This window comes from Sulfurospirillum multivorans DSM 12446, assembly GCF_000568815.1.
Lineage (GTDB): Bacteria > Campylobacterota > Campylobacteria > Campylobacterales > Sulfurospirillaceae > Sulfurospirillum > Sulfurospirillum multivorans.
Map to the genome: position 1 here is coordinate 1,112,129 of NZ_CP007201.1, position 21,358 is coordinate 1,133,486.

The window sequence follows — 21,358 nt, forward strand, 5'->3', positions numbered from 1 at the left end:
GGTTAACCTTCTTGAAGTTTGATGGTAAATTTGGCACCCATTGAAGTATTAAAAGCGAGGATTTCTCCACCACAATGCTCTTCAATAATTGTTTTGGACATGTAAAGCCCAAGCCCTGTGCCATTTTTTTCCGATTTGGTCGAAAAATAGGGCTCAAAAATGTGAGGCAACACCGATTCAGGAATGCCTCCAGCGTTATCTTCGATGCTGATGATTTGCCAACTGCCTTCATTTTCAATCGTAATTAGAATCTGCGCGCGCTTAATTTCACGCTCTTTGATGACATCTTCCGCATTTTTCAAAATGTTCAAAATGACTTGCGTCACTTCGTTGGCATAGGTAAAAAGCTCATGGTTTGAGCGTGTTTCAACGTTGATGGTGATGCCGTTGATCTCCAGCGCTTTGCCGATGATCTCCAGTGTTCGGTTCACCAGTTGCGCAAGGGTCACACTCTCTTTTTGTTTATTGGGTTTGAAGAAGTTTCGAAAATCATCAATGGTATGGGTGAGAAACTGCACATACGATTCGATTTTGCTCATCGCTTCGCCTAAAAAAAGCTTGCTCGTTTCAATGCCCTCAGGCGTGGTGTAGTCAAAACGGTTGAGCGAAGTTTTGAGTTTGATGGACGCCGCAACCGCCGAAATAGAGCCTAGAGGTTGGCGCCATTGATGCGCGATCATGCTGATCATCTCCCCCATTTGTGCCAAGCGAGACTGTTGCAAAATGTGCTGATCTTTTTCTCTGTTTTTAAGCACTTCTTCTTCGACACGACGTTCCAGTGTTTGGTTGATTTCGATGAGTTCAAGATGGTTTTTGCATGCCTGAATGGCATTTTCCAGTTTGGATTCAAACGAAGCGATGATGGCTTTGATGAGTTCGATTTCTGCCTCAGAAGCTTGAAAGATAAACCCAATCCAATCCTCTCCCACCTTTACATGTAAAAGATGTTTGCCACTAGCGTGATTAAAACGAATGGACTCCAGTGGTGTTGAACAAGAAGGAGGTACAAAGAGCGCTTGATACGCCTTTTTGCCGTTGAGACAGAGCTGTTTGTACGTGTGTGCTTTTGGGTCATACGTCCAATAAATAGAGGCAAGGGCGCCCATTTTGCGTGAAAAAACCTTTAAAAAATGATCCATCATCTCTCGAAGTTGCAGTGACGTTCCTATGGCACTGACACATTCAAATGTGATGAGAAGTTGCTCATTGAGTTGTTGCATCAAAGCCCCCTAGAAAAGGATCATGTGGATGATTCACTATACTGTAAGATACCATAAAGAAGCTGATACAGACAATAATGATGACGTTTAGAGGGTACCGACAACGCAGGTTTTATTGTAAAACTCGATGCCTTCTTGGTTGGCATTGGCGATTTCCCCGAGGCTTAGAGCGCCCCAAAGAAGGCTTTTACTAGGGTAAACGCTGGAAATAGCTTCCAACTCTTTGGGAAACAATTCTTCTAAAAACAGATACCGCGCGATACAATCGATCAGCAGTATGGACTGAACCGTATCCTCTTCTTTATTGAAACGTGAAATCTGTGCCGCTTCTTTGGCTGCTTCTAAGAGATCTTCTTTTTCGCCTTTGAGAATTAAGAGGACAGAGTTCTCATCAAGATCACCCACTAAAACGATAGCATTGCCATCGGTGCTGGCAGGCTCTCTAACGATAAAATCTTTGTTGTAGCGTACAATCCCCAGTGGATAACGTTGAGAAAATTGAAAAAAAGGCGTTGTATCAAAGCAAAATCCACTCTCGTTTTCGACCGCTTCTTTATAGATGGTAAAGGCGTCTTGGTAGTTCATCTTTTCCAAAACATTGCCTTTGCACGACGTAGCGATAAAGGGGCCTAAGAGAGGTTTCCACCCATGTTTGACACCCACACCAATGGTATGCGGTGAGGTGATGATAATCGCCGCATTCATGTAAAAACGGTACGTATCAAAAATAACAGGCTCTTGGATGAGATTGGTTTTGCCCGCTCCGCCTCCGATAAGTTTTGTTTTCTCAGGTAAAAGTGAATAAAACTCTTCTAAAAAGTCATCAATTTGCGTTGAAAAACCATCAACAATGGCAAAGATAGCGCTGGTGTTAGGATCGGTGCGAAGTTGCTGAGGCTCGTCCATATCGATGATCTGCATCGAAGACGTTGCGCTAAGTTTAGCGGCAATAATACCTTGCGTATACGTTTTGCCTTTAAAAATAACCCTTGGAAAAATAGCACCACACAGCGTCACGCCCTCTTTTTGCAAGATCTCCAAAAAAGGAGTCTCCTCCGCAATCAGCAGGACATACGTGCCTTTTTTTAGCTTTACATGTAAGTCCTCAATGCGCTCAAAAAAAGAGATACATTCAAACATCGCGTGCTCCAAAAGTTTTCTTAGAGGCATTGTATACTCCAAGTGTGACAAACGCGTTGTAAAATCTTTACATGTAAAGATTTAGTGCTTTGTTAAAGATGCACACATTGCTTTTGAAGCTTCAATAAGAACCAAAGGTGAAAGGCGCAGTTGCACACCCCGAAGCCCCGCACTGACGTACACTTTTTCATGTTGATGTATGCTTTCATCGATAAACGTCGCGTAATGTTTTTTCATAGCAAGCGGTGAACACCCACCACGAATGTAACCCGTAAGCGCTAAAAGCTCTTTTACTGCCACAAGTTCGCACCGCTTAGCCTGCGCCACCTTCGCCAAAGCCTTCAAGTCTATCTCATCAGCCGCTGGAATGCACGCCACCACAATACGCTTAGCATCATCCCTCGCAACGAGTGTTTTAAACACACACGAAGCATCCACCCCAAGCGATGCCGCCGCATGCACCGCACTTAAGTCCTCTTCATCTACTTCATACGAAGTCATTTCATAAGGCAGTTTCAGTGTGTCCAAAAACCGCGCCGCATTGGTTTTTTTTAGGCTCATATTTTTCTTCCTAGAAACATTTTTAAAAAGATGGTAGCACAAAATATATCAAAATGAAATATTTTGAAATCACTTGATAAAAATTGTAGTAAGATTATTTAATCTTAAAAAAAAGGATTTTGTGTGAACTATTTTGAACTGACATGCAAGGTATTTATTAAGAAAAATATAGCGTTTCAAGCAAGCTTTGAGTTGCTCTCCAAATACATCAGTTTTTCGATGTACCAAGAAGGGATAGGCGAAGTCCATCAGAAAGAGGGCTTCAAATACTACGTTTTCGGAGGGCTTCTACCCATCGAAAAAGAGAAAGTCTACAAACAAGGCAATCTCTACAGCTTCACCATTCGCTCCTTAGATGAAACGCTCATCGACACACTCAAAACCACGCTCCGCCAAAACATCAACAACGAAAATCTCCTCGTCGTCGAAGCCCATAAAAAAACTATTTCACAGTTTTTCATCACCGAACTCTACAGCGCCACCCCCGTCATCGTCTCCGTTGGAAACGGCAAATACTGGACAATGCAAGAAAGCGGCGACATCATCCAACTCCAAAAACAACTCCACGAAAACGCCGAAAAAAAATACCAAAGCTTTTTTGGCGAATCTTTACATGTAAAAGAAAACTGCATTCAAATGATTAAAATTCTTAATGAAAAGCCTCAAAATATCGTTATCCATAAAGACGGCAAAGCCATCCGTTTTTTTGGTAATAAAGTTAGTCTAATAATCAACGAAGATGAGGTGAGCCAGAAGCTGGCGTTTGTTGCGCTGGCGTGTGGTTTAAGTGAAAAGAACAGTTATGGAGCTGGTTTCATGCTGGGAAGGGGGATGAAATGATTAATGATGTTTATTTGAGATTTAAAGAATTGTATATCCAAACAGATGGAAAGATTTTATCATCAAAATTTGCATTAGAAAAAGAGCCTGCTATTTGTATTAAAATAGATGAAGATGCCAATATTGTAGAAAAGCTAATTGTTGATAAAAATGTTAAAAGAGATGATTTATACGATTGGTTTAGCATAAGAAGCATTAAAGCGAAATACCTAAATAACAACAAAGCTGTTGGAAGTCAAATGATTTTCAGTAACAGTAATTTGGCTTTATTTGGGAGATTTGATACTTTTCCAATGGTAACATTGGAGAGTTTTAAAAAGCTTTTTGATGTTAAGCCTGATCCTACTAATAAAAAAACGACAGCAAAATCACAATTTTATTCCAAGTATCAAAATAATGTTATAGCAATATTTCAGCCATCTGATACGGTTTATTTTGTAGATGAATTTATTCAAAAATGTGATTTTTTGAATGAATCAGATGTGAAATTTCTTTCAGAAGAGTGCTTTATTACTGAAGTAGCACTTTCGGCTTATTTTAAGAAATTGGTTGAAGATTATACTTGTATAGAGGAACAATTTTTTACTAAAGAGAAGCTTTTATATATTCTCTCCCAACTAAAAAATGAATTTAAAGAATATGCACACAAACAGATTAAAGTAAAAATATTTAGAAATAAGTCTGTTCAAGAGTATCAAGAAAGCGAAATCAAATATTTATCGAATAGTTTATTTACGGTCGAAGATGAAGGCAAAAAAATAGGTGATTTAGGGTTGCCTTTTTTAGATAATACTTTGAATGCAAGTAAACCTTTTATGTTGCATCTTAATACAAAATATAAAATCTCCTTTCCAAAAAGTAAAGACGAAGCTTTATATATTAAATACTTGGATGATTATCTTTCAATTGATAAAGGAATTTTTTATCTTGAAATTGAAAATTTTACGACACAAGAAAAACCTTTTTTAAATGCGGATTTTGGTCAATTTATCATTATGAAAAAGAAAAATTATGAATTATTTGAGTTTTTACCAAGTTTTATCAGTGAATTTAAGAAGAATCCATTTATTCTGAAAAATCATCTTTTATTGCTGAAAGATAAAATTCCTATAGATAATAAGCAACCTTTTTATGAAGAATATTTATTAGAAGATGAAATAAATAAATTATTTTTTAATAAATTGAAAACAAATTATTTATCTGAAAAAATTGATAAAACAGAGGGAAAGCTTGTAAATCTTATTTTTATAGTTAGAGGGATTTGTTTTTCCTATTTTAGGAAAGGACAAATTACAGGAAAAGAATTTTATGCAAAAATTGCAAATTTTATAACAGATATGATTTTATATCATTATGAACATGCCGATGATTCAAAAATTAAATTTTTAGTTTCCGAGTTTTTAAATTTAAAAATATCTCTAAATGAATACTACAAAGGGGAAGTTATGGATATTCGATCTAAGTTGCAGACACTAAAAGAGAAAATTAGTGTTAATGATTATGAGAAGTTATCAAAGGAAGATTTTTTATTGCTCTCAGGGCAGATGGCATATTACTTGGTTTCTCAAAGTGAATCAAGTAATAGAACATTTAGGTTGGTGGAACATTATCTAAAAGCAAAAAATATCAAAATGCTTAAAAATCATCTGCGAAATGATTTGGAAAAATATAAACACAAATTAAATTTAGTCTCCAAAAATTCTAAATTTAAAAATGCTTATTCAATGCTCTTGGCATTTGAAGACAATGAAAAAATTAACCATGATGATATAGATGTGCTTTTAATTGGTTTGATGACAGATAATATATTTTATACAAATTAAAGAGGAGAATTAAGATGACTAGAGTTTATGGCGTAATCGGGATTAAAGCAAAAATGGCAAATTGGAATGCGGATTTTACGGGAAGACCAAAATCAACCAGTAACGGTGATATTTTTGGAAGTGATAAAGCACTTAAATATCCCATGAAAAAAATGTGGGAAAATGAAGGTAAAAAAGTTCTTTTTATTAAAAGTTGGAAAGATGAAAAAGGCTCAATTGTTCCAAATCAATTGGGAGAAAGATACAAGCTACTTTTTAACGATATTGATAAAAAAACTGAGACAAAAGAAGTAATGAATAATCTTTTTAAAGCGATTGATGTTAAAAATTTTGGAGCGACATTTGCAGTGGAAGGACAAAATATTTCGATTACGGGTGCAGTGCAATTTGGTCAAGGGTTTAATAAATATGACGATACCAATATAGAAATTCAAGATATTTTATCTCCATTTACAGATTCTAAAGCAGAAGAAAAAGGCAAAGAAGCAAAGCAATCAACACTAGGTACAAAAATCACCGTCGATGAAGCGCATTACTTTTACGGTTTCAGCATCAACCCCAAAAATTATGATGAATACAAAACCCTTTTAGGCTCAGAGTTTCAAGGCTACACCGAAGCAGACTACGCTGAGTTTAAAAAAGTGGCATTAGTAAGTGCTACGGCATACAGTACCAACTCTAAATTTGGATGCGAAAATGAGTTTGCTCTGTTTCTTACATGTAAAGATGAAGAGTGTTATTTGCCTGATTTGAGTGACTATATCAAATTTGATAGCCAAAAAAGAGAGATTGATCTTAGTGATCTTGAGAAGTTAATTGAGGGAAAATATGCGAGTGTTGAAGTTTATTTCAATCCATTTAAACTTAGTCTAAAAACATCTTTGAGTCGATTTAATATCTTTACCCAAGAGAAACTATAACCCATGAAAGCGCTTAGGTTTATACTCAGCGGCAAAACGGCATGTTTTAGAAAACCTGATGTGAATGTATTTGCCTATTTTACCTACAATAACATTCATAAACCAGCACTTTTGGGAATGCTTGGAGCTATCATCGGACTTGGTGGGCATAATCAACTGTCTAATAAAAATCGAGGTTTGAAAAAAGCTTCTTCAAGTTATGACGATGGCTTTCCTGAGTTTTATGGAAAACTAAAAGAGCTCAAAATTGCCATAACACCGCTTGCACCAAATGGCTATTTTAGCAAGAAAATTCAAACGTTCAATAACAGTGTTGGTTATGCCAGTTTTGAGCAAGGTGGTAATCTCATTGTCCGTGAGCAGTGGCTTGAAAATCCTGTGTGGCAGATTTTGATACTTGATGATGAAAGTGAAGTCTTTCAAAAAATCAGTGAGTACTTTTTGAACGGCAAGTCAGTTTTTATCCCTTATCTTGGGAAAAATGACCATCCTGCAAAGATTGATGATGTGAGAATTATTGAGCTTTTACCGTTTATCAAAGAGCAAAAAGTATCTTCACTTTTTGAAGAAAATAAATTGCAAATAGTCAAATCTCCACCACGTGGTGAGCTATCGTACTATTTTAAAGAAGTTTCACCTATTCGCCTTAACGAACAACATCATTTTTATGAGTATGCCAACTTGATATTTACAAATCATAAAATTGAAAATGAAAATGTCGAAGATGTTTTATCTTGTGAGGGCAACAATTATGCTTTTATCTGATTTTGGCATAGATGAGAGGTTTTTTGCACACACACGAGGAAGCGATAAAGAGATGTTATCGACGCATCTTAATCTTACATGTAACTATTATCAAAAGATCGTTACATGTAAGAATCTTGAACCATTAATTGACTCAATTATTCATACAATCGATAGTGCGAATGCTGTATTGATCAAAGAAATGTTTGAAAATGCGATTTTTTTACATGATTTAGGTAAAAAAAATCCATGTTTTCAGGCAAAAAAGATGTTAAATCCTCTCTTTAAAGAGCATCTAAATTGTGGCGACAGCTCGCATTCACGTACTGGAGCGCTAGAATATATTAGCTATTACAGACCAACCATCAATCAAATAAAAGATGACACTTCATTTTATCGTTTGACGTATATTCTTTATAATTTTGCATATCATATTGACAAGCATCATGGCTATTTAGGCAACATTGAGAGCTACTGTTCTAAAACGACTAAAGAGCAAAATGACCATCCTGATTTTAATAATATTAAAAACAATATTGACGAATACTTAGATAACAAGTTTGAATTTTACATCCTCAATAAACTTCTTTTTTCACTCCTTGTTTCTAGTGATTATTACGCTACAACCGATTATATTGCAGGATTACCAATAGATGATTTTGGAGTGTTCTCAAGCTCTGCTAAACAGAGGCTCAATGAACTTTTTTCTACCTTTACATGTAAACTTGAAAACCCTGTGGGAATCAACAAATTACGAATTGAACTGTTCCAGGAAGCAGAGCAAAATCTGCTTAAAAACCTAGATAAAAATATCTTTTACCTTGAAGCTCCAACAGGTAGCGGCAAGACCATTACTTCTATCAATTTAGCGCTAAAACTTTTAGAGAGCAATGAACATATCAATAAACTTTTTTATATTTTCCCGTTCAATACATTGGTGGAGCAAACTAAAAATGTGTTTGATGAGATATTTAAAAATAAACTTACAATAGAAGTAATTAATTCCATAACACCTATCTCGACAAAAGACCAAGAAGAGGAAGAGACGAAGTACGAAAAGTCTTATATTAACCGCCTTTTCTTTCATGCTCCTGCGATTATTACGACGCATGTGGCACTCTTCAACATTCTTTTTGGAACATCTAAAGAAGATAATTTTCCTCTGTGGCAGTTGGCAAACAGTGTCATTATTTTAGATGAAATACAAAGTTACAATAACCATTTATGGCATTATATGGTGGAGTTTTTCGACCAATACGCTGCATTACTCAATATAAAAATTATCATCATGTCAGCAACTTTGCCTAAACTTGATTACTTCCTAAAAGAGAAAAATAATTTTGTTGATTTGATTTCAAAAGAAAAGAGAGAATATTTTTTTACGCATACTCTTTTCAAGGATAGAGTGCAGGCTGATTTCACATTTTTAAATGAGACGATGACTTTTGAACATTTAGAAGAAATATTAAAGGCTCAGCCAAAAAGCAAAAAGATTCTTTTTGAATTTATCAAAAAAAAGAGCGCACGAGAGTTTTATACACGCATCAAAGCGACATATAAAAATGTTTATGAACTTAGTGGCGATGACAATAAGGCATATCGGCAGTTAATTATTAATAAAAGTAAAGAAGATATGCCTCTTATTATCATTGCAACGCAAGTCATTGAAGCTGGTGTTGACATTGATATGGATATAGGTTTTAAAGACATCTCAACACTCGATAGTGAAGAGCAGTTTATGGGGCGAATCAATCGAAGTTGTAAGCGTGAAGGGAAAGTCTATTTTTTCAATATGGACGAAGCATCAGAAATTTACTGTAACGACCATCGTTTGAACTTTGATCTGACGCATGAAATCTATAGAGATATTTTGGCAAATAAATCGTTTGGAGTTTATTATCAAGAAGTTTTAGCGGAGATTAAAAAAAGTAGTGATAGGTTTGAGAACGGCTTACTGACAAATTATGATAACTTTACAACATTGTTAAAAAAGCTTAATTATAAAGAAATTGCTAAAACGATGACATTAATTAGCTCTAATAATTTTACACTCTATTTTCCTTTTAAAATTGACATTGCTCAATACAAAGGCGTTCAAGAATTTGCCCCGAAGAATTTAGAAGAACGATTTTTAAGTGATGGTTATTTAGATGGTCAAAAAGTATGGGATGCTTTTTTAGCCTTAAATGAAATAGATGGCTTTGCAAAAAAAGAGGTAGCAAAATCTCGAATAAACGCACTCATGCAGTTTTTTACATTTACCATTTTTAAAAATCATGAAGGGCAAAGACCGAGCATTGGCGATGAAATGTATGGCTATTATTTTGTACAAGAGTATGGTAATTTTATTACCTCAGAAGGTAAGTTTGACAGGGAGCAATACAATGCAATCAAAAACTCTCATTTTTTATAAAAACAAGGAATCCCATGGAAAAAATACAACTTTTTGAATCGAAAAAAATACGAAGCCATTGGGATGAAGAGAATGAGCTTTGGTATTTTAGTGTTATAGATGCGATTGAGGTTTTCACCCAAAGTTCTAATCCTAGAAAATACTGGAGCGTATTGAAAATACGCCTTAAAAACGAAGGAAGTCAACTGGCTACAAATTGTAGCCAGTTGAAAATGCAAGCAAGTGATGGAAAAATGAGAGCTACAGATGTGGCGACAACTGAACAGCTTTTACGCCTCATTCAGTCCATTCCTTCTCCTCAAGTCGAACCATTTAAGCAGTGGCTCGCAAAAATAGGTTATGAGAGAATCGAGTCGATGCAAGACCCTGAAAAGTCCATAGATCAAGCGATGCAGGACTATCTCAAATTGGGATATACCGAAAAATGGATCAACCAACGACTCAAAAGTATCGAAGTGCGAAAAGAATTGACTGATGAGTGGAAAAAAAGAGGTTTAGAGGAGGGCAAAGAGTTTGCATTTTTAACTGACATTATTTCACAAGCATGGAGCGGTCACACCACACAAGCGTATAAAAAGTTAAAAAATCTCAAAAAAGAAAACCTTCGAGACAATATGACAAATTTGGAGCTGGTGCTCACGATGCTAGCCGAAGCAACCACCGCAGAAATCTCAAAAGAAAAAAAGCCTAAAGGGTTTGATGAGAGTAAAAAAGTCGCCAAACAAGGCGGTATCATTGCAGGAGATACACGAAAAGCGATTGAGAAAAAGACGGGTAAGAAAGTGGTGACGAAGCAAAATGCTAGAGGATTATTGGAAGACAAATGATCACAGGAACCCTCATCAACTACTATTTTCATTGTCGCACGCAGTGTTGGCTTCACGCCAATCGCATCAACCTTGAAGACAACAGTGAGGATGTGCGCATCGGGAAAGTGTTGCATGAGATCAGCGAAGAGAAAGCGCAAAAAGCCGAAGTGAAGATAGACAATGTCAAGATCGATAAGATTACCAAAGAGTACCTTGTGGAGCTAAAAAAGTCTGACTCTGATCCTGAAGCGGTGAAGTGGCAGGTGTTGCTTTATCTGTACAAACTAAGAGGCAAAGGCATTGAGCGCAAGGGCAAAGTCGAGTATCACGAAAAAAATCACAACACCAAAAGTGAGATCATTGAGCTAGATGATGCGAATGAAAAAGCACTTTTGTCCGTTTTGGAAGCTATAACGACGCTGATTACTTCGCCGACACCTCCAGCGCCTAAGTTTGAGAACAAATGCAAAAAATGCGCTTATTTTGATTACTGTTTTATATGAGGTAACATGGCAAAAAATCACACACGCTACATCTTCTCGATGGGCGAACTGAAACGAAAAGACAACTCCATCGCCTTTAGCAACGAAAAGGGCAATTTTTACCTGCCCATCGAAGAGACGAGAGAGCTTTACTGCCTCAATGAGGTGAGCTTCAACACGAAGTTTTTGGACTTCATCGCTAGGGCTGGCATCACGATGCACATCTTTAACTACCACGGCAACTACAGCGGCAGTTTTTACCCCAAAGAGTATCTCATCAGCGGCGATTTGACCATAAAACAGTCTTTGAGTTTTGTCAATGAACGCTTGGTTATCGCCAAAAGTATCGTCTCCGCCATCGCTCAAAATATCCACGAAGTGTTGTACCACTACTATCGCCACGACAAAAAAGAGCTCAAGCCGTATATCGATTGGCTGAAAAACGATGTGCCTTCTCTTTTACATGTAACGATGAAAGTGGAGCAGATACTCTTTGTCGAGGGGCAGATTTGGAGTCGGTTTTACGACAGTTTTAAGTATTTTTTACCTGAAGATTTCGTGATGAACAAGCGTGTCAAACGCCCACCCGACAATCCCATAAACGCACTCATCAGCTTTGGCAACACACTTTTATACACCAAAACCATCGCCTCCATCTACCACACACATCTTAACCAGTCCATCAGTTTTCTTCACAGTCCAAGAGAAGGGCGCTTTAGTTTGAGTCTGGACTTAAGCGAAGCATTTAAGCCAGTCATCGTGTTTAAAACCATCTTTGATTTGGTTGGACGAAAGAAACTTCAAGTGCTCAAACACTTTGACAAATCCCTAAACTACGCACTTTTAAACGAAGAGGGCAAGAAGATTTTCATTGATGCATTTGAAGAACGCATGAACGAAACATTCTTACATGTAAAGCTTAAACGCAAGGTCTCCTACAAACATTGCCTCAAACTAGACGGCTACAAACTCATCAAAACCATCGTCGAAGGACGAGAATTTACGCCCTTTTTGCTCAAGGAAAAGATGTGAAAAAAGACACGACCAATTACAATTATGTCTTTTTATTTTATGACATCGCAGATGAGTTTAGCGAAGTCGGCAAATACCGCGTCGCCAAGGTTTTTAAAATCTGCAAAAAATACCTCAAACACCACCAAAAGTCCATTTTCAGAGGCAACATCACCCCTGCCAACCAAATAAAACTCCAAAGTGAACTCAAAAAAGTGATCGATAAAGAGATAGATTTTGTGACAATCATCAAGATGCTAACATCGGGAAGCTTCAGCGAAGAGACGCTAGGCAACCCAAAAAAGGAGAGCGAAGGAATTTTCATCTAATTTTTCCAACCAAAGTTTAGTTTTTTTTAGGCGAAAAGTTGCTAAAATAGGGCGTTAAGTCGCCTTTTTGATCTTTAACAATTCATTGTTAATTTTAATTGGAAAAAATGACACAAATGGCTATTTTATGGGATTTTGTATTTTAGAAAGCACCATAATCTAGCCCTCGAACCGACACAAAGGTTGTATTGAAACGCAATCCATTCAGACAAATCGCCGTCAAAGTTATTTCTCGAACCGACACAAAGGTTGTATTGAAACAGTCGTAGAATACACCGAAGAAGATTATAAAGTAGACTCGAACCGACACAAAGGTTGTATTGAAACCTTGTATATTCGCCTCCGTCAGGGTGCGACATTTTGCTCGAACCGACACAAAGGTTGTATTGAAACTACATATAAGATACCGCCTACCTTACGTCCACGTGCCTCGAACCGACACAAAGGTTGTATTGAAACGCAACTAATAGAATACGTGCCAATAACTCACCGTCTCGAACCGACACAAAGGTTGTATTGAAACTGCAAAGATGCAATAACAAAAATAATAAAAGATATACTCGAACCGACACAAAGGTTGTATTGAAACTACATATAAGATACCGCCTACCTTACGTCCACGTGCCTCGAACCGACACAAAGGTTGTATTGAAACCTTAGTAATATTTGCCTAAAACTATGTACATGACCGCTCGAACCGACACAAAGGTTGTATTGAAACACTGGTGCAGTTATTGACGGCAATCCATTAAGAGCCTCGAACCGACACAAAGGTTGTATTGAAACCGTGTTAACAGAACGTGACTTCTTAGAACAATACAACTCGAACCGACACAAAGGTTGTATTGAAACTTAATTAGAAGCCTCTTTTACATTGCTTTCGATTGCTCGAACCGACACAAAGGTTGTATTGAAACATAAGATATTGTTTGCAATCACTTTCTCTCATCTTACTCGAACCGACACAAAGGTTGTATTGAAACAATTGCAGTGTGCAGAGAGTGCCACGATTACTGTCACTCGAACCGACACAAAGGTTGTATTGAAACATGCTTTCCATTCTCCATATCCTCGTTCTCTGAACGCTCGAACCGACACAAAGGTTGTATTGAAACTTTGTAAACTCCTTGAATAATCGTATTTTTTTGGGACTCGAACCGACACAAAGGTTGTATTGAAACTCGCTTCCCGTTTTGTTGTAAAGAATTTCGCTACTCTCGAACCGACACAAAGGTTGTATTGAAACAAAAAGATAATGCGATGAGCATTATCGGAATGATTAGCTCGAACCGACACAAAGGTTGTATTGAAACTTGAGGCACGCACATGTCATCAGTAACGCAAAAGGCTCGAACCGACACAAAGGTTGTATTGAAACCGTAACTTCTTAACCCACGTTTCAGTCTCGGTAATACTCGAACCGACACAAAGGTTGTATTGAAACCATTCCACCTCTGTTAAACTGTTTAGAGGCATCTTGCTCGAACCGACACAAAGGTTGTATTGAAACAATTATGATGATTACCCAGATTTTGAACTTATTAATCTCGAACCGACACAAAGGTTGTATTGAAACCCGTAAATGCTTCTTACCTGCGCTAAGCTCTCATAAAACTCGAACCGACACAAAGGTTGTATTGAAACAGACTTTAAAAATAATACTCTTAAATGTTTAATCGGCTCGAACCGACACAAAGGTTGTATTGAAACACGCCACGCAAACCAACAGATTAACGTTAATACGCAAACTCGAACCGACACAAAGGTTGTATTGAAACTATTGTTTTAATGCCCCCTTGGTTATAGGCATACACTCGAACCGACACAAAGGTTGTATTGAAACTCTCTTCTCTTTTGGTAATGAAAGGAGCACGGATAACTCGAACCGACACAAAGGTTGTATTGAAACCGCAATTACGCCAGTTTATAAACCAACGTATAACACACTCGAACCGACACAAAGGTTGTATTGAAACAATATAAAACCTTTCATTTCCCTACTCCCTTCCCTTCTCGAACCGACACAAAGGTTGTATTGAAACGAATGTAAGGCAGTCATGTTTTTCGCACTCGTTTTCTCGAACCGACACAAAGGTTGTATTGAAACATGGTAGAAGGTATTGAATTTTATCTTAAAAATTTAACTCGAACCGACACAAAGGTTGTATTGAAACTGGAACTTAAGCACGTCCAAAAGTTTATCTGTGTACTCGAACCGACACAAAGGTTGTATTGAAACTTTTTATACAAAAGAACAAGTGGTGGACGGGTTTGACTCGAACCGACACAAAGGTTGTATTGAAACTAAATGATGGAGTAGTAGAACGTGCGGGAGCTTCTACTCGAACCGACACAAAGGTTGTATTGAAACCAGCTTTACAATTTAGATAGTTTTGATGCGTTTAACTCGAACCGACACAAAGGTTGTATTGAAACAAGTCAAGCATGATCGTATTACATTCTTCCAAAACTCGAACCGACACAAAGGTTGTATTGAAACTTGCTTAACGCTTGTTTACGTACGCTTAATTTTGCCTCGAACCGACACAAAGGTTGTATTGAAACAATAAACTACAATAAAAAGTTTTTGGCATTGCGTCCTCGAACCGACACAAAGGTTGTATTGAAACAGCTAGGCTCGTTTAACTTCCACGTTGACTCTAAATTCTCGAACCGACACAAAGGTTGTATTGAAACCAAATTAAAGAAGCTTACGAGAACAAATGCATTTCTGCTCGAACCGACACAAAGGTTGTATTGAAACGACACGTATGCCTTTGCAAGTGCTTTTTTTGGCACTCTCGAACCGACACAAAGGTTGTATTGAAACTTGATAGCTTAACTGGTGATATTCCTTTAGCTTCCTCGAACCGACACAAAGGTTGTATTGAAACTTTTTAGGGGCGTTTAGACTGCTTTTTTATGTCTAGCTCGAACCGACACAAAGGTTGTATTGAAACTCGTAAAATCTCCATAAAGTCGGCGTGCTCTCGTTCCTCGAACCGACACAAAGGTTGTATTGAAACATGGGATTTAATCCGCATTTAAATTTGATTACTTCTCGAACCGACACAAAGGTTGTATTGAAACTCGCTCACGGTTTCCGCTTGGCTTTCGCTTGGCTCGCTCGAACCGACACAAAGGTTGTATTGAAACTCGGGGCAACCGCCCCTGATTGGCTCGAATATGTCGCCTCGAACCGACACAAAGGTTGTATTGAAACCGGGGCAACCGCCCCTGATTGGCTCGAATATGTCGCCTCGAACCGACACAAAGGTTGTATTGAAACCTGAACGGTTTGTTTTTTTGCGTTCTTGCTAAGCTCGAACCGACACAAAGGTTGTATTGAAACGACTGACGGTGAAGAAGAATGGCAAGTAGGTACATGCTCGAACCGACACAAAGGTTGTATTGAAACTTTATTTTCCTTATTGATAAATTATACCATTCGCCTCGAACCGACACAAAGGTTGTATTGAAACACGGTAGGCATATTCCCTAAAACCTTAACTTTCACTCGAACCGACACAAAGGTTGTATTGAAACAAGAGTGCCAATATTAGAGACGGTGCTGATTTCTGCTCGAACCGACACAAAGGTTGTATTGAAACGTCTGTGTAGGTTGTGGTATTTAATAGTCCCATCCTCGAACCGACACAAAGGTTGTATTGAAACTGTCGTAGCTTGTCCCGCTTGTGAGCGGGATTTCGTCTCGAACCGACACAAAGGTTGTATTGAAACTGTCGTAGCTTGTCCCGCTTGTGAGCGGGATTTCGTCTCGAACCGACACAAAGGTTGTATTGAAACTTTTTAGGGGCGTTTAGACTGCTTTTTTATGTCTAGCTCGAACCGACACAAAGGTTGTATTGAAACCTTTGTCTTTCCTCTCATCGCAAAGCGGGCGACCATCTCGAACCGACACAAAGGTTGTATTGAAACAGTGTTCCCGCTTGAATTTGAGCCACGAGCATAGCTCTCGAACCGACACAAAGGTTGTATTGAAACATTATTGCCTGCTTAAAATCAATCTTCTTTTTTTCTCGAACCGACACAAAGGTTGTATTGAAACATTCGTCATCATTGTGGCTTTCGATAAATTGGGTCACTCGAACCGACACAAAGGTTGTATTGAAACCTTTGTCTTTCCTCTCATCGCAAAGCGGGCGACCATCTCGAACCGACACAAAGGTTGTATTGAAACCAAAAGAAGATATTTTGCTAATGCAGAACTTCGCCCTCGAACCGACACAAAGGTTGTATTGAAACCAAGCGGGACAAGCTACGACATGACGAACGCCTCCCTCGAACCGACACAAAGGTTGTATTGAAACGATGAAGCGATGACAATGCGGGCATTTTTTACGACTCGAACCGACACAAAGGTTGTATTGAAACCGAGCACATCGCCCGCTTTTAGCGAGCCGATGAGGCTCGAACCGACACAAAGGTTGTATTGAAACAAGGAATTGTACTAAGAACAAAACCACGCAAATATCTCGAACCGACACAAAGGTTGTATTGAAACTGTCGTAGCTTGTCCCGCTTGTGAGCGGGATTTCGCTCGAACCGACACAAAGGTTGTATTGAAACTGTCGTAGCTTGTCCCGCTTGTGAGCGGGATTTCGTCTCGAACCGACACAAAGGTTGTATTGAAACGTAGTTCGATGGCGTTCGATGATATGGAAACTGAAGCTCGAACCGACACAAAGGTTGTATTGAAACTAACAGCAAGTACATGAGAAAGATTGACACTTTAGCTCGAACCGACACAAAGGTTGTATTGAAACTCTCTAAATAACATTAGATGTCTCCTTCTTTCCAACTCGAACCGACACAAAGGTTGTATTGAAACGTTATAATTCTCCTAATGACACCCCTAGCGCATTTGCTCGAACCGACACAAAGGTTGTATTGAAACCTGGTGGTCGCACAGTCGATAAAGATTTTGGCATCTCGAACCGACACAAAGGTTGTATTGAAACTTAAATCCACTTACTCTGCTTTTTTCTTTTGCCCCTCGAACCGACACAAAGGTTGTATTGAAACTGCTTCTAAAACTGACGGTAACACTAGGGGTGCTGGCTCGAACCGACACAAAGGTTGTATTGAAACAAAGTCGTTCATTATTGCACACGCTCTCTTTTCTCGAACCGACACAAAGGTTGTATTGAAACTAAATAAAAGGAGAATAGTTCATTTCAGTTCTTAGCTCGAACCGACACAAAGGTTGTATTGAAACGCGTGTACGGAGTAACGACAGTAACAGACGTTAAAGCTCGAACCGACACAAAGGTTGTATTGAAACAATTTACAAATGTTGGAGCTCAAACTGCACGAATTACTCGAACCGACACAAAGGTTGTATTGAAACTGCTTAGCTGTGAGGTGGTACGACTAGGTAAATATACTCGAACCGACACAAAGGTTGTATTGAAACTACAGTTATCTATATAGATACTCTCGAGAATCTTCTCGAACCGACACAAAGGTTGTATTGAAACTTAAGATAGCACCACAAGATTGGAAGAGTAAGTTAGCTCGAACCGACACAAAGGTTGTATTGAAACCCTCGTGGACATGAGGACGAACTCGCAGAAATGACACTCGAACCGACACAAAGGTTGTATTGAAACCTTGGCGGTTGTCGAACATGGGAGATGCGGAAGCGCTCGAACCGACACAAAGGTTGTATTGAAACCAAAGCGTAGGAGAGATTAGCGTATCTTATGCGCAACTCGAACCGACACAAAGGTTGTATTGAAACATTTATTGAGTATAAAAGCAAAGATTTTAAAATTATCTCGAACCGACACAAAGGTTGTATTGAAACTAAGCTATCTTTCCGCCCTCTGTGTACTCTATTGGACTCGAACCGACACAAAGGTTGTATTGAAACTTTGTAGAAAGTACACCCTGCTCGTCTGTCATTACCTCGAACCGACACAAAGGTTGTATTGAAACCTATTACAAGTGATACAACTGGCGCAACTTCTGCACCTCGAACCGACACAAAGGTTGTATTGAAACCCACTAAGCCTACAAGCACAAAGAACAATCAAGACGCTCGAACCGACACAAAGGTTGTATTGAAACTTCAAAAAGAGGGAACAGCCGCACAAGCAGACAACCCTCGAACCGACACAAAGGTTGTATTGAAACTAAAATTTTGAAAAGTCGTGCCAATCATCACATACCCTCGAACCGACACAAAGGTTGTATTGAAACGATGCACTTGGTTCTTTTACAAGTAAAACGGTAAACTCGAACCGACACAAAGGTTGTATTGAAACGATACTAATACTCTGCATTGTGCATTATCCTCATCACTCGAACCGACACAAAGGTTGTATTGAAACTGCAGGTACACTTCGAGGCTCTCAAAAGGACAGATTCTCGAACCGACACAAAGGTTGTATTGAAACGGGTTACTAAGAGATAGAAAAGGAGCCTTAGCAGTAACTCGAACCGACACAAAGGTTGTATTGAAACTAAGTCGACTATGATTAAGTTCTTAGACTTTGGTACACTCGAACCGACACAAAGGTTGTATTGAAACTATGCAATGGAGAACAAAGATTTATTATTGAGAAATCTCGAACCGACACAAAGGTTGTATTGAAACTCGTTTACATACACGCATTTAGGGGTAAGCGAGCTCTCGAACCGACACAAAGGTTGTATTGAAACGAGTTTGAAAATGCATATAAACAAACAATGCTAACTCGAACCGACACAAAGGTTGTATTGAAACTGTATGGCGATCTTAACAACGATAAACAATCCTTTCTCGAACCGACACAAAGGTTGTATTGAAACCGTATGTTAAGAAACTCATGCCGGTTTAAGTTTACTCGAACCGACACAAAGGTTGTATTGAAACTCCAATTTTAAAAGATTTGGAACAAAAAGAAAATACTCGAACCGACACAAAGGTTGTATTGAAACCGTATGTTAAGAAACTCATGCCGGTTTAAGTTTAACTCGAACCGACACAAAGGTTGTATTGAAACGATAAATTAAAAGTTTCATCTGGCTTAAATTCAGCTCGAACCGACACAAAGGTTGTATTGAAACCAATAAGCAGAGAACAATCCAAACTTACTTATAACTCGAACCGACACAAAGGTTGTATTGAAACTGATTGGTGTCATAAAAATAAAGCGTTGAGCCAGGCTCGAACCGACACAAAGGTTGTATTGAAACACTAAATAAAACATACCACCTATTAATGCGCCTACCTCGAACCGACACAAAGGTTGTATTGAAACGTTGGTTAGTCATTTTCCACTCCTTGATTTTTTCCTCGAACCGACACAAAGGTTGTATTGAAACCAAATTACACCATGCTCCTGTGGACCGAGATGACCTCTCGAACCGACACAAAGGTTGTATTGAAACGACAAATACCTTAACCCCTGGGTCTCCTGCAAGCGCTCGAACCGACACAAAGGTTGTATTGAAACTCCCTGCGGATGAGTGGGTAAATATGCCTGCTACACTCGAACCGACACAAAGGTTGTATTGAAACTAGGCAAAATACAATACTTCGCCGCATAGGTTTTAACCTCGAACCGACACAAAGGTTGTATTGAAACATACTTGCGTAAGATAAACACGCCTTTTCACTTTCTCGAACCGACACAAAGGTTGTATTGAAACCTATGGTAAAAAATACTATGGCATCGCTAGATAAACCTCGAACCGACACAAAGGTTGTATTGAAACAGCTCTTATAGAGAAGTTTAATGATGAAAGTATAGGCTCGAACCGACACAAAGGTTGTATTGAAACTCGCTTGCAATAGGCTTTACCTTGTCGCCTAGTTCTCGAACCGACACAAAGGTTGTATTGAAACCCTATGTAATAATTTATTACCCAGTACAAATATAAGCTCGAACCGACACAAAGGTTGTATTGAAACCAAACCACTGCACGATCACGAACCACTGCATCATCTCGAACCGACACAAAGGTTGTATTGAAACACGCTTAAGCGTAGTTCACTCAAATACCAATAACCTCGAACCGACACAAAGGTTGTATTGAAACTGGCGTACAGTTTGGGGTGATCCTGAAATACAAACTCGAACCGACACAAAGGTTGTATTGAAACGTGACTACTGCAAACTTAGGAAATGGTATAGTAGCTCGAACCGACACAAAGGTTGTATTGAAACGGAAGTAGATAGCGTTAACGTTCTTAACCAAGATTACTCGAACCGACACAAAGGTTGTATTGAAACTTTTGTCCCAAAATTCTCCTTTAAAAAAGACATACTCGAACCGACACAAAGGTTGTATTGAAACCATAAGCAAAGAATTATAAACAGTAAGCCTTTACACCTCGAACCGACACAAAGGTTGTATTGAAACCCTATCTCTGTTTGTGTTAATTTAAACAGTTTCCCTCGAACCGACACAAAGGTTGTATTGAAACTTTACTAAAAAGGATAAACATGTCTAGAGTACTCGCTCGAACCGACACAAAGGTTGTATTGAAACTTAAACGCCAGGACAAAAACGGTTACAACGGTGCGTTCCTCGAACCGACACAAAGGTTGTATTGAAACCTTGATACATGTCCTCATACGTGCTGCTAAACCAAACTCGAACCGACACAAAGGTTGTATTGAAACTCTTCTCCAATGCGATCTCAGGCGCAGACTCATTTCACTCGAACCGACACAAAGGTTGTATTGAAACTAGCATTTAAGATCAATCAATGACATGTAATCACCTCGAACCGACACAAAGGTTGTATTGAAACAGGCTGAAGAAAAAGAGACCATTTACCATAACAACTCGAACCGACACAAAGGTTGTATTGAAACTAAGAAAAGCACTCTGCCAAAAGTTGAAAAAGTCCACTCGAACCGACACAAAGGTTGTATTGAAACCGGACTCATCAGGGCTTAAGTGTGTGTCTAAAAACTCTCGAACCGACACAAAGGTTGTATTGAAACAGGTTTTAGTGATGCAGAAATAGAGGCTATTCAAACTCGAACCGACACAAAGGTTGTATTGAAACTTTACTAAAAAGGATAAACATGTCTAGAGTACTCGCTC

12 protein-coding genes and 1 CRISPR repeat array (1 of these 13 only partly in view) are annotated in these 21,358 nt (G+C 38.5%); of the genes, 9 read left to right on the forward strand and 3 right to left on the reverse strand.

Going from position 1 to position 21,358, the window contains the following annotated elements:
- Positions 1-2 precede the first annotated feature (2 nt).
- The 3 genes from SMUL_RS05670 to ybaK all read right to left on the reverse strand — a co-directional run bounded on the left by SMUL_RS05670 (position 3) and on the right by ybaK (position 2,921).
- Entirely contained in the window at positions 3-1,220 is a 1,218-nt protein-coding gene (locus tag SMUL_RS05670; protein ID WP_025344292.1) for a sensor histidine kinase, read from the reverse strand.
- Positions 1,221-1,307: 87 nt separating this feature from the next.
- On the reverse strand, positions 1,308-2,390 hold the full coding sequence (locus tag SMUL_RS05675) for an FIST signal transduction protein (RefSeq protein WP_025344293.1): 1,083 nt from the start codon (positions 2,388-2,390) through the stop codon (positions 1,308-1,310).
- A gap of 51 nt (positions 2,391-2,441) precedes the next feature.
- Complete coding sequence (gene ybaK / locus SMUL_RS05680) at positions 2,442-2,921, reverse strand: Cys-tRNA(Pro) deacylase (RefSeq protein ID WP_025344294.1); 480 nt, start codon at positions 2,919-2,921, stop codon at positions 2,442-2,444.
- Between the two features lie 123 nt (positions 2,922-3,044).
- On the opposite strand from ybaK, the gene cas6 reads away from it, so the two are divergent.
- Genes cas6 through cas2 form a run of 9 tightly spaced genes read left to right on the forward strand, consistent with a single transcriptional unit; the run spans position 3,045 to position 12,292 of the window.
- A complete protein-coding gene (cas6, locus tag SMUL_RS05685; protein WP_025344295.1) occupies positions 3,045-3,761 on the forward strand; it encodes a CRISPR-associated endoribonuclease Cas6 in 717 nt (238 codons plus the stop codon).
- Entirely contained in the window at positions 3,758-5,584 is a 1,827-nt protein-coding gene (locus tag SMUL_RS05690) for a hypothetical protein (RefSeq protein ID WP_025344296.1), read from the forward strand. The genes cas6 and SMUL_RS05690 overlap by 4 nt, the downstream gene beginning before the upstream one ends.
- A 14-nt stretch (positions 5,585-5,598) precedes the next feature.
- Positions 5,599-6,504, forward strand: coding sequence for a type I CRISPR-associated protein Cas7 (locus SMUL_RS05695; protein WP_038533088.1), 906 nt, complete (start codon positions 5,599-5,601; stop codon positions 6,502-6,504).
- A 3-nt stretch (positions 6,505-6,507) separates the two neighbouring features.
- Positions 6,508-7,269 (forward strand): type I-B CRISPR-associated protein Cas5b, encoded by a 762-nt coding sequence (gene cas5b, locus SMUL_RS05700; protein WP_025344298.1) that lies wholly within the window; start codon positions 6,508-6,510, stop codon positions 7,267-7,269.
- 52 nt (positions 7,270-7,321) lie between these two features.
- Positions 7,322-9,661, forward strand: coding sequence for a CRISPR-associated helicase Cas3' (gene cas3 / locus SMUL_RS05705; RefSeq protein ID WP_223809805.1), 2,340 nt, complete (start codon positions 7,322-7,324; stop codon positions 9,659-9,661).
- A 14-nt stretch (positions 9,662-9,675) separates the two neighbouring features.
- Entirely contained in the window at positions 9,676-10,488 is an 813-nt protein-coding gene (locus tag SMUL_RS05710; RefSeq protein WP_025344300.1) for a BRO family protein, read from the forward strand.
- The gene (locus SMUL_RS05715; protein WP_025344301.1) at positions 10,485-10,973 is read left to right on the forward strand and encodes a CRISPR-associated protein Cas4; all 489 of its coding nucleotides are present in this window, start codon (positions 10,485-10,487) and stop codon (positions 10,971-10,973) included. Before SMUL_RS05710 ends, SMUL_RS05715 begins: the two co-directional genes overlap by 4 nt.
- A gap of 6 nt (positions 10,974-10,979) precedes the next feature.
- Positions 10,980-11,984 (forward strand): type I-B CRISPR-associated endonuclease Cas1b, encoded by a 1,005-nt coding sequence (gene cas1b / locus SMUL_RS05720; RefSeq protein ID WP_025344302.1) that lies wholly within the window; start codon positions 10,980-10,982, stop codon positions 11,982-11,984.
- Positions 11,981-12,292, forward strand: a complete 312-nt coding sequence (cas2, locus tag SMUL_RS05725) for a CRISPR-associated endonuclease Cas2 (RefSeq protein WP_025344303.1) — start codon at positions 11,981-11,983, stop codon at positions 12,290-12,292. Before cas1b ends, cas2 begins: the two co-directional genes overlap by 4 nt.
- 165 nt (positions 12,293-12,457) lie before the next feature.
- A CRISPR array of direct repeats spans positions 12,458-21,358; the repeat unit is 30 nt; unit sequence CTCGAACCGACACAAAGGTTGTATTGAAAC (it continues 618 nt past the right edge of the window).